A 10,444-nucleotide genomic window follows, 5' to 3' on the forward strand; every position below is an offset into this window, starting at 1 on the left:
TATTGTACCGAGATACAATAACAGGACCGCCGATTTTACCGGCTGCCCTGCTTTTACATTCGAGTCATGTCATATTGGCAAAACGTTCCACTGCCTTTGTGAAACTCTCAATGGTCTTATCTGCGTCTCCATGCTCAATCCCATCTCTGACACAATGATTTATATGTCCCTCCAGAACCACCTGTCCAACCCGGTGCAGCGCTGATTTTGCTGCATTGATCTGAGCAAGTACATCTTCACAGGGAACATCTTCGTCCACCATACGGTCAATTGCCTGAACCTGGCCAATGATCTTTTTTAAACGCCGATGAAGATTATCGGCATCCATACACTGTTTCATTCTGCACCTCCGGATACCATAAGGGGTATCTGTATATTATGATTGATTCCAGTGGCATTGTCAATATGGTTGAATTTATTTATATTTATCAATAAAGGGCCTTAATCCGTTCAAGAAGTTCTAAAAAATCCGCCTGATATTCCACTGGCTCAATAATCTTCACACAATCCCTGAACCCAAGCAGCCAGCAAAACAAAGACGCCTTATCCGACCAATCAATCCTCATGGTCAGCTTTCCGTCCGGACTTTCCCGAAAGCTGTCAATGCCGAATTCTTCTATGAGTCGCCATTTCATGGTTTTGTCAAATTCTGCTGTGATATTTACTTCATTGGTCCATTGAACCTCACGGGGATCCATTCGGTATGGGGGAATGTCCCTTTCGTCAAATTCCTCATTGGTGCATTGTATCTGAGCCATCCGGTTCAGCTTAAACATGCGGAAATCATCTCTCAGCAGACAATATCCCCACACATACCAGGAAGACCATTCAAATATCAGCAAACAGGGTTCTATTATCCGTGTGTTTTCTCCTCCCGGACCGTAATAATGAAATTCTATCCTCTTTTTTTTCTCTATCGCATCTTTAATCAGCTCAAATTTAGGCGGAAGGGAGGACCCATACCATGAGCTTAAATTAATGAGTACCGGACCGCTTGCTCCTACGTACTCATTGCTGCAACAGGAAAGCTTATCCATCAGAAGCTGATACCGGTTGCTTCCTGACACGCTGTCCAGGCTCTTTAACCCGGAAAGAATTGCCTGTATTTCCGTTGAAGTAAATAATGTCTTATCTACCTTATAGCCTTCTGCTATGGAGATTCCCCCATTTTTCCCCTGCTCGGTGATAACCGGTATTCCAGCCTTGCATAAGTTCTCCACATCACGGTTTATAGTTCTTCTGGATACCTCAAACTTCTCTGCCAGATAAGGTGCTGTCACCTTTTCTTTTTGAAGCAATATGGATATCATACCAATCAGCCTGTCAATCTTCACCTCATAGTCCCCCTTTTTTTGCTATTATAACATGAACTCTCCTATCGCAGAATACCAAAAACAGAGGCTTTCGCAAAATAAATACCTCATTTTGCGGAAGCCTCTGACCGATTTAATATTTTGCTGAATCATGTATATATGTGACCGGGGTTATATCGTCTTCTACTGCCGCCGTATATTCCTCTGTATCATTATATTCCGGTACCTGAACTGTTGCTGCAGCCTCATAGCGTACACTCTCCCGGGCTTGCGTGGTGTATTCCCCCTGAAGCCTGAATTTCTCAACTTCCTGTTTTAATATCTGAGCCTGGGCATCCAGTTCTTCACTGGAGGCAGAACTTTCTTCTGCTGTCGCCGCATTCGTCTGGACTACTGTTGATACCTGGGTCAGCCCCTGATTAATCTGCTCAATCGCCTCCACCTGCTCATTGGAAGCTGATGCAATCTCCTGAATGGTATGCTCCACCTGTCCCGACTTTTCAGCTGCTGCTTTCAAAATCCGCGTTGTTTCATAGGCGATCTTTACTCCTTCTGACACGGTCTGAACCGAATGACCGATCAGCTCTGCGGTCTGCTTGGCCGCCTCGGCAGATTTACCGGCAAGATTACGTACTTCATCGGCAACTACTGCAAATCCCTTGCCGGCTTCTCCCGCTCTGGCTGATTCCACTGCCGCATTTAAGGCCAGTATGTTGGTCTGGAATGCAATATCCTCTATTACCTTGGTAATGTTTGAGATCTTTTCAGAAGCCTGTCCGATTTCCTTCATGGAATGATCCAGCTTTTCCATATAGGCATTGCCCTCATCCATTCCGCTTACAGCCTGCCTTACATACCCCGTCGCTTTCTGAACATTATCCGCATTCTGCTGAGCCCGGTTTGAAACACTGCTTACTGAGGCGCTTAATTCCTCAACGGTCGCAGCCTGCTCGGCAGCGCCTGATGCAAGAGCCTGGGAAGCATCGGAAATCTGCCTTGACCCGTCTGCCACTCTGTCTGAAGATTCCTTTATCTTGGTAAATACCGAATTTAAGTTATATGTTATTCCGTTTAATGAATCTTTGATCTGTACAAAATCACCTTTATAATCCTGGGTTGCCGCTACGGTACAATCGCCCTTTTCCAGTCCGCTTAATACCGTGGATATCTCGTTGATATAATTATTCAGCGTATTGACCGTTCCGGTAAATGACCGGGAAAGAGATTCAAGTTCATCTCCCGTATCAATCTGTGGAACTTCAGAATGCAGATCACCCTCATCAAGCGCTTTAATGCGTTCTACCAGTCTGACAATCGGTTTAACGATGGGTCCTGCTATCCTGAATGCCATATGTAAGGATACCAGAATCATCAGGACCGCCAGGAATATTGTTATGCCAAGTGACTGATAGAAACCGGTCATCATCTCAGACTGCTCTGCCACAATTCCAATAGACCAGCCGTCAGTGTTGGTAATAGGCGTGTATCCCATAATCAGAGTCCTGCCTTTTAAGCGTGAAGTTCTGATTGAAGTATTTCCTGTGATCATGTCCTGAATATTAGCGGAAGTAGCTGCGAAATTCTTATCGCTTTTTCCCATCTCAATATAATTCGTCTCATTTGTCACAGTCTCTCTGTCTTTGTGGGCGATTACCTTTCCAGTTTTATCTACAATGAAACCATAGCCGGATTTCCCCATGGAAACTCCGTCAATCATGCTGCTGAATACATCTGCATCCAGAGTTCCTGTTACAACCCCGTTATACTGCCCGTTATTTATCTTAGCGGCAATTACCAGAACTGTTTTGCCCAGTTCCTTACTTTGCATGGTAGTTGAAATATAAGTTTCCCCTTTCAGTGCCCGGTTAAAAAACTCCATTTGGCTCATGTCTGTTCCATTTGCCGCTTTTCCGTTGACATCAGCTGTAGTGACCTCCAGAAAGCCGTAATCCTTTGCCAGCTTATCCATAGCCTCTTTACGATCTTCGGCGCTCTTGTTCTGGTTTGTGATGGAGGTGTATTGTGCGATAGCTTCAATCTTTATCCTGTAAATATCGATTGCATTTTTAACGGACTGACTGTAAGCCTCTGCAGACTCCATGAGCCTCATATCAGTACTTTTTTTTGCATCACGATAAAACAAATAGCCATTAAAAAGACCAAAAAGAACAGAAATTGCAACACACATAGCAATAATTCCAAATAGCAATCTCCCCTTGATGGATTTTTTCCTTCCCGCCTGATCAGATCCCTCTTCTGATTTTTTTATGACCCTCTGAAATACCTTAATCCTTCCCGCCACAGTCATATCCTCCTACTTGTCATTTGCAATCTGGAAATATATTGCCTTTTTGTAAAATTTTTACTACATTTAATTAATCAATATTATATAACATCCTGTAGATATTTGTCAATTATGACAGAAATAGGGGGAATGTTCACTTAATTTGTAACGGATTATCAAAAAATATGTAAGCTCTTTCCTATCCGGCATAAGAATCTTCCATAATTTCATAATCATTTTTTATAAATGCTCCGCTTACATCTGCATTCAGCTGATACATATCATTGAATTTTTCAATTGCGGCCTTTTTTTGTTCCATCAGAGAATGGGCGTAAACATTTAAGGTAATGGATACACTGGAATGCCCCAGCAGCTCGCTGATGGTCTTAATGTCTACTCCCAGCTCCAGTGCCCGGGTGGCAAACGTATGTCGGATTGCATGGAATTTCCGGTCCTTAACACGAGCTTCCTTTAACAGCCGTTTATACAGTTTCTGGAAGCACCTGGGATCAAAAGGAGCGTCGGTTCCCGTAAAAATATAATTTTCCTGGTTTCTGTTTTTAAATACAGCCAGCACCGGCATGCTCAGTAAAAATTGTGGAAGCGGAATCTTTCTCATGGATTTACGGCTTTTGGGTGCTCCTACAAACAGCGCCGTTTTATGCTCCTCCTCTTCGAAATGCCGGATTCGCGAAACAGTCCGGCATATGGATAAGGTCCCGGTTTCCATATCAATATCCCCCCATTTTAATGCACACAACTCCCCAAGACGGATACCGGTATAAAAACAGAGGAGAATTCCAAGCGCCCTCTTGTCTGTATAATGAAAAGCTGCCTGCTCAATCTGACGCTGTTCTTTCATGGAGAAAACCTCCACCTCTTTATCATCCGGCTTCGGATATTTAATTAAATCCATAATGGCAAAGCAATCCGCGGAGCCCTTTAGTATTTCTTTTACTGCAATTTTAAAAATGGTAAGATTTTTCTTTTTGGAAGAATCTGCAAGTTCCTCATTTTCATACATCTCTTTAACAAAGCGGGAGACAGAACCGGTTGTAATTTTCTGGTTTTTTTCCTTCTCAAAAAACGGAATGACATACTTATTCATACACCGGTAATAGCTTTCATAGGTTGACGGCTTCACTCTTATGGAAACATCAACCAGCCAGTCTTCAAACAGCACAGCTCCTCCCCTGGTCTCTCCTGACTTCTTTTCTCTGGTATTTCCCTGGCTTTCCTTGTAATTTTTCATCTTTTCCTTAACGCCTTTATAGCTTTTGGAATAGAAATACTGATACTTTCCGGTCTGTTTTAAAGTTCTTCCTTCCCATCTTCCATCTTTGCGTTTATAAATGTTTTCTCCTCTTCTTGGCATGGTAAAGCTCCTTTGCTTATAATATTTTATTATATGACGGTTTAAACCTTGGAAATTAATCCAATTATTTCCATATTTTGTTAAGAACCGGGTTTTACTTTCCACCAAAAAATGACGATCCAGGATAGCTCTGGGTCGCCATTTACTGATTCCGGTTCCTCTTACTGGCATAAGAACCTGGTTATTCCGGAAATCCGCAAAAACAGCTTCTTATCATTGCCTCTAACTCTATTTATATCAGGAGTTTTCAAATGATTCAATATCATACGGTTTAATTTCTCTTTTTTTTGCTGTCAGAAGTACTGTGACCAGGATGGTATATACAACCATAACTACCCCGGAAACAAGCCAGATTCCGGCTATGTCAATCTGTTCCACAAACAGACTGCAAAAAACAGAGCCGCACATGGAACCGGTCTGTAAGAGAAATGATCCCAGTGAAAGAACACTGGCTCTTAAAGGCCCTGGTGTATACTGGTTGATCAAAGTATTTTCAGCCACACTGCCGGTTCCAAGGAGCAGGTAAATGCCTCCGTATGCCATGACAAAGATCCAGACAGAATTCCATAGCGCCAGAATGAGCAGCACACTGCCCAGGAAAACCCGGCAGATGCCATAGATGCGCCATTGTCTTCCGGGAAATTTTATCAGCAGCCGCCGGCAGAAAGAATTTCCTGCTGCTGCCAGAAAAAATCCGACAAAGGACAGTATTCCCAGCATCCAGGTTCCCTGTGATAAATCAGACAGTTTAAGATAGGCCGGCTGCCAGTATGTCTCAATGGGGGTTATGAAAAATCCGGTAAACATCATCCCTGCCAGGATAAATGGAAAATCCGGCTTTGCAAAAACTGTACGGAATCCTTTTTTTATATGATGGGTAAGGGGAGTCCGCTCTTTTTTGCTGCCGCATATCCGGTCTTCCCGTACCCCAAATATACAAAGCCCCATTGTTACCGCAGTCAGTATACCTCGAAGCAGAATATTTACGTTATAGGAATCCCCTAAGCCGGAAAGGAAACCGCCGAGAATACATCCCACTGCCAGTCCAGTCTCCTCTAGTATTGCAAGGCGGGCTGTTACATCAGGCAGACTGTCTTCTCCCTTTTCCTGCAAAGCCTGATCTATGATTAAGGCATCTAAGCTTCCGGAAGAAAAAGCCCTGCTGACTCCATTCAGCACAATACTGCATAATAACCAGATCCAGTTTCCTGCAAAGAAGAGCAGGCCCACCGATAGCAACTGGCAGACTCCTGAAATAAGAAAGACCGTTTTCCGGCCATGCAAATCCGCACAGATTCCGCTTGGCAGTTCTAAACACAGAACTGTAGCTGAATAACCGGCTATTAAAAGTGGAAGTGTCTTAAGACCGGCGCCCCGGTTAAGAAGAATTAAGTTCAGTACCGGCAGGAGTATTCCCAGGGAGGCATAATTGAGAAAAATAATCAGCTGTTTTATCTTATTCATAAAGATTCTCCCCGGCATTATAAAAAATAAAGGCATATTCCCACGGAGACTTTTCTTTGGAGGGAACCGCATGCGCATCCATAAAATCCAGGATCAGCTTTAATAATTCCTCGCCCTCTCCCGGCGCCAAATGAGCCACTCCAGTCATAATATCCCCCAAATCCCACCTTAGTTCTGAATCCGTATCATAATGTTTCTCTATAAATTTTTTCTTCTGTGTTAAAAAACCCTCATAGGTTCTTGCAATCTGCTCCTGAACAAGAACCTCTTTCTGCATCTGGTTATCATCCGGATGATCCAGACCGATCTGAACATTGACATAGGTGGGACAATAAAATCTTGCAGTGATTCCGTTAATAACCTCGGTATGGTCCAGCGCAATGACCCCAAGTGACTCAAGCTTTTTAATGTGATGCTGAACACTTGATGGGGAAATGTCCAGCTTTTGTGAAAGCTGCTTTGGAGTCATGGGCAGCTTGGAGCGCTCCAGTATCCGAAGGAGATTCTGTCTCACCGGGTGCATATAAATTTCCAGTTCCTTTTTGGTAGATAGCTTAATTTTATTCATATCTGCTGCTCCTGATCTTTTTACTATTCATTGCATAAATTGTAACATTTCACATCATGTAATGTCAAGACAAAAAAACAGGGGGATAAAGATCGCACATTCAATCTGCGATCTTCATCCCCTTTTCATAGACTCTGACGGAATTGCGGATTCTCTTTGCATCATATAACGCGTAATCAGACAAAACAAAAAGCCGCGCTGCATCAAGCTGGCCGGAATATGCAGACAATCCGAAGCTGGCAGTAAAGCATATTTCACGTTCTTCCTCTATCCTGATCTTTTCGGTCAGTTGTCTGATCTCCTCGCACACCAGGACAGCCTCTTCCATTGTCATATTGTGAAACAGCAGACAGAATTCATCTCCGCCATAACGATAGGGTGTATAGTTACAGGAGTGTTCCATCAATACTCTGGCAAACTCTATTAAGCACCTGTCTCCCATATAATGCCCGAACCGGTCATTAATACTTTTAAAATTGTCAATATCCACAACGGCCAGAACATGATTTTCACAGGGCCTTTGGACCTCCATGACAGCCATGGCCTCATCAAGAGCCTTACGGTTATATATCCCGGTCAGCTCATCTACCTGAATGCTCTGCATTAATTGATGCCTTTCAAGATCCGTCCTGATGCTGGCAGCATTCTTTTTCTGCTCGAACCGGATTACCACCATGCCTGCTGCGGAAAAGGCAACCAGTATCACCATAGAAACAAGAAAGTTTCCCATACTTAAGCTGCTGTCAAAAATTCCAATCTTATCTGAATCCCATTTAATCATTATTTCGGAAAATGCAGCGGATCCAAGGCAAAACAAGGCCGTGATACCAGTCAGCCTCTGATCTGCGTAAATGATTGTCATCATGATTGCACCTGGAAAAATATAATAGGTGGCTGTAAAACCGCTGTGAACAGTAAACAGAACAAATGAGATTAAAACCAGCATCAGGGATACGCTGTAAATTTTCTGCTTCTGGGAAAACTGACTTGATTTCATAATCAGAGTTTCAGCCAGAATACAGGAAAGATTAATTCCCGAAGGAATTATGATATATTTTAATACGTACCGTTCCAAAGTTGTATGAATAAGACCAGACCGCACAAAAACAAGACTCATAAGACATTCCATGACCAGTGCAAAAACAACAATTCCCACAGTGGTCTTATAATGAAGTCTCAGCCAGTCATAATCTATGGTCTGATATTGTTTCTCTATTTCTATATTACGGATATCGTCAGGTATCATATTGGAAGCCGCCTCCTGTCCATCCCATTTTTACTGAAGCCTATATTTACCTTCTTATCCTAGAATATTCCTGGCTTTTCTCACAGTGAACCAATTGTAATAGGAACCGAACCAGGATTGAAACAAAAATCAGTATAGCATAGGAATAAAAAAAACGCACTTCATTTATACCGGATTACGGATATAAATGAAGTACGGTTTTCATGTTATTGGGCCTGGACTGAAAAATAGATTGCTGCCAGTTCTTTCTCCCCCTTCAGCTTCTTTTTTAATGCTTCTGCCTTTTTTCCATCCTCTCCCTCCGGATTCTCGAAAAAAAGCTTCATGCCTGACTTTTTTATAAAAACAAGTCCTTCATCCTCTGCGTATTTTTGAAACGTCTCCTGTTTCAATGGTGCATTAACAATAATCATTTTTATCCCCTTTATTATAAAATTCCGCTGGCTGCTGCCATAATAACAGGTATGGTAATTAAAGACAGCGCAGTTGTAATGGTTAAAATATTTGATGCATACTGACTGTTCTTTTCATACTGGAGAGCAAACATGGTACCCATGGCTCCGCTTGGACAGGCTGCAGCTGTTAAAATGGTCACCGATATACTTCTCCCCGCTCCTGCTGCCAGTAAAAGGAGCAGGGTCAGGGCCGGAACCACAATAAGCCTGGATATACTGACAATATAGGTTCTTTTGTTCTTTAATCCCCCCAGGAAATCACTTTGAGCCAGATTAATGCCGGAAACCAGCATGGCAGCCGGAGTATTCATACCACCGATTAAAGCAATTGGTTCACGTATAATTTCAGGTATTTTAACTCCTGTCAGAAACAGAATTATTCCTGTCAGGATTGCTGCATTGGACGGGTTGATCAGACTTCTTACCGTCTTTTTCATGCTTTCTGATTTTCCGCTCATCAGCATAATTCCGTGAGACCAGACAAATATATTAAATACAGTCAGATAAGCCGTCATATAAAACACGCCTTCTGCCCCCAGAATTCCGTCTATAAGAGGAATTCCGATGAAACCACAATTGGAATAGACAATCGACATCCGCTCTACTGCCAGATCAGAACCGGTTTTCTCAGGAACTGCAATTTTAGAAACTGCAATTGCAATGAAGAAACTGGCAAAAGACAGCAGAGCAGTAATTGCCAGCCCATACAACCGTTCTCTGTCAAAGTCAATCTGATAGGACAAAAGGATAACACAGGGAGAAATGATCTTAAGCAGAACAGACGTCAGCCTGCTGCCTGTACCCGCATCCGCAATTCCTGTTTTATATGCGCCTGCACCTATTATCAGAATGATAAACATCTCAATTATTTTAGTTGCTGTAATATAAGCAAGATCCATGCTTCACCTCTGCCCCATGCCGGTTACTGCCCAAGTTTCCATACACACACAAGCCCTGTCATTACTGCAAGGCTGATGAGTATGGACATGGAATTAATCATGCCGGCACGTCCTGTATCTCCTTTTATCCGCTCTGTATTGATAACACCCATAGAAGAGATTGGTGCAAAGACGATAATAACCAAAATTATTTTAATCTCCTGAGTAAATGGCAGGAAATAATAAAGAGCCGCTGCCAGACAGGCTGCAGTCCCATATCGCACAACCAGAACCTTAAGAATGGATTTCAGTATCACTGCATTCCCTGAATCGAACAGGCAGGCAGTAATAATTCCTGAATTTCCCAGAAAGCTCTGTAAATAAGGCATTGCAAACGTCCCGATATTATAACCGGAATAGTTGATCATATGAAATGCCCGGTCATCTCCGTTCTTTGATTTTGCAGAAATATATCCGATAGTCTGCATTTTCCCAGTTTCCCCTGCTGCTTTCGATTAATCTCCAAGTGCCTTTTTTACCTGGGCAATGACCTTGGCTCCATTCATGGTCCCATAAGCCTGCATATCAATGCATTCAACGATTTTTCCAGGACATTCTTTTTCCACCTTTGCCTTGCCAAAACGGACCTGGGGCCCTAAGAGAATAATATCCGCATCCGGTCCTTTTTCTCTTGCACTTGCCAGAGCATAAGCGTTGATCTGGCAATCATAATTTTCTTTTGCAGCTGCTTCTTTCATCTTATTTACTAAAAGGCTTGTTGACATGCCTGCGGCACAGAATAATACAATATTTCTCATATTAACAACTTCCCTTCTTTGAATAGTTTAACCCGAATTATTC

11 protein-coding genes are annotated in these 10,444 nt (G+C 42.7%); all 11 read right to left on the reverse strand.

From position 1 onward, the window contains the following. Nucleotides 1-64: 64 nt before the first annotated feature. The 11 genes from DS742_RS25130 to DS742_RS25180 all read right to left on the reverse strand — a co-directional run bounded on the left by DS742_RS25130 (nucleotide 65) and on the right by DS742_RS25180 (nucleotide 10,401). Nucleotides 65-340, reverse strand: a complete 276-nt coding sequence (locus tag DS742_RS25130; RefSeq protein WP_104434186.1) for a metal-sensing transcriptional repressor — start codon at nucleotides 338-340, stop codon at nucleotides 65-67. Nucleotides 341-428: 88 nt separating this feature from the next. After that, a complete protein-coding gene (locus DS742_RS25135) occupies nucleotides 429-1,334 on the reverse strand; it encodes a helix-turn-helix transcriptional regulator (RefSeq protein ID WP_117419674.1) in 906 nt (301 codons plus the stop codon). A gap of 112 nt (nucleotides 1,335-1,446) precedes the next feature. Further along, nucleotides 1,447-3,615, reverse strand: coding sequence for a methyl-accepting chemotaxis protein (locus DS742_RS25140; protein ID WP_170313587.1), 2,169 nt, complete (start codon nucleotides 3,613-3,615; stop codon nucleotides 1,447-1,449). A 181-nt stretch (nucleotides 3,616-3,796) separates the two neighbouring features. Beyond that, nucleotides 3,797-4,972, reverse strand: coding sequence for a tyrosine-type recombinase/integrase (locus tag DS742_RS25145; protein WP_117419676.1), 1,176 nt, complete (start codon nucleotides 4,970-4,972; stop codon nucleotides 3,797-3,799). A gap of 237 nt (nucleotides 4,973-5,209) precedes the next feature. Next, nucleotides 5,210-6,436 carry an MFS transporter gene (locus DS742_RS25150; RefSeq protein ID WP_170313588.1) on the reverse strand — a complete coding sequence of 409 codons (1,227 nt, stop codon included), beginning with the start codon at nucleotides 6,434-6,436 and terminating at the stop codon, nucleotides 5,210-5,212. Further along, nucleotides 6,429-7,004, reverse strand: coding sequence for a winged helix-turn-helix domain-containing protein (locus tag DS742_RS25155; protein ID WP_117419678.1), 576 nt, complete (start codon nucleotides 7,002-7,004; stop codon nucleotides 6,429-6,431). The genes DS742_RS25150 and DS742_RS25155 overlap by 8 nt, the downstream gene beginning before the upstream one ends. Before the next feature lie 100 nt (nucleotides 7,005-7,104). Next, nucleotides 7,105-8,250: a GGDEF domain-containing protein gene (locus DS742_RS25160; protein ID WP_117419679.1), complete on the reverse strand. Its 1,146-nt coding sequence runs from the start codon at nucleotides 8,248-8,250 to the stop codon at nucleotides 7,105-7,107. 206 nt (nucleotides 8,251-8,456) lie between these two features. Further along, complete coding sequence (locus DS742_RS25165; RefSeq protein ID WP_117419680.1) at nucleotides 8,457-8,663, reverse strand: hypothetical protein; 207 nt, start codon at nucleotides 8,661-8,663, stop codon at nucleotides 8,457-8,459. 14 nt (nucleotides 8,664-8,677) lie between these two features. Then, nucleotides 8,678-9,604: an AEC family transporter gene (locus DS742_RS25170; RefSeq protein WP_117419681.1), complete on the reverse strand. Its 927-nt coding sequence runs from the start codon at nucleotides 9,602-9,604 to the stop codon at nucleotides 8,678-8,680. Nucleotides 9,605-9,627: 23 nt separating this feature from the next. Next, nucleotides 9,628-10,071, reverse strand: a complete 444-nt coding sequence (locus DS742_RS25175) for a hypothetical protein (RefSeq protein ID WP_117419682.1) — start codon at nucleotides 10,069-10,071, stop codon at nucleotides 9,628-9,630. A gap of 27 nt (nucleotides 10,072-10,098) precedes the next feature. Further along, the gene (locus DS742_RS25180; RefSeq protein ID WP_117419683.1) at nucleotides 10,099-10,401 is read right to left on the reverse strand and encodes a PTS sugar transporter subunit IIB; all 303 of its coding nucleotides are present in this window, start codon (nucleotides 10,399-10,401) and stop codon (nucleotides 10,099-10,101) included. Nucleotides 10,402-10,444: the final 43 nt, after the last annotated feature.

Origin of the sequence: Lacrimispora amygdalina, assembly GCF_003432035.1 — a bacterium.
GTDB lineage: Bacteria > Bacillota > Clostridia > Lachnospirales > Lachnospiraceae > Lacrimispora > Lacrimispora amygdalina.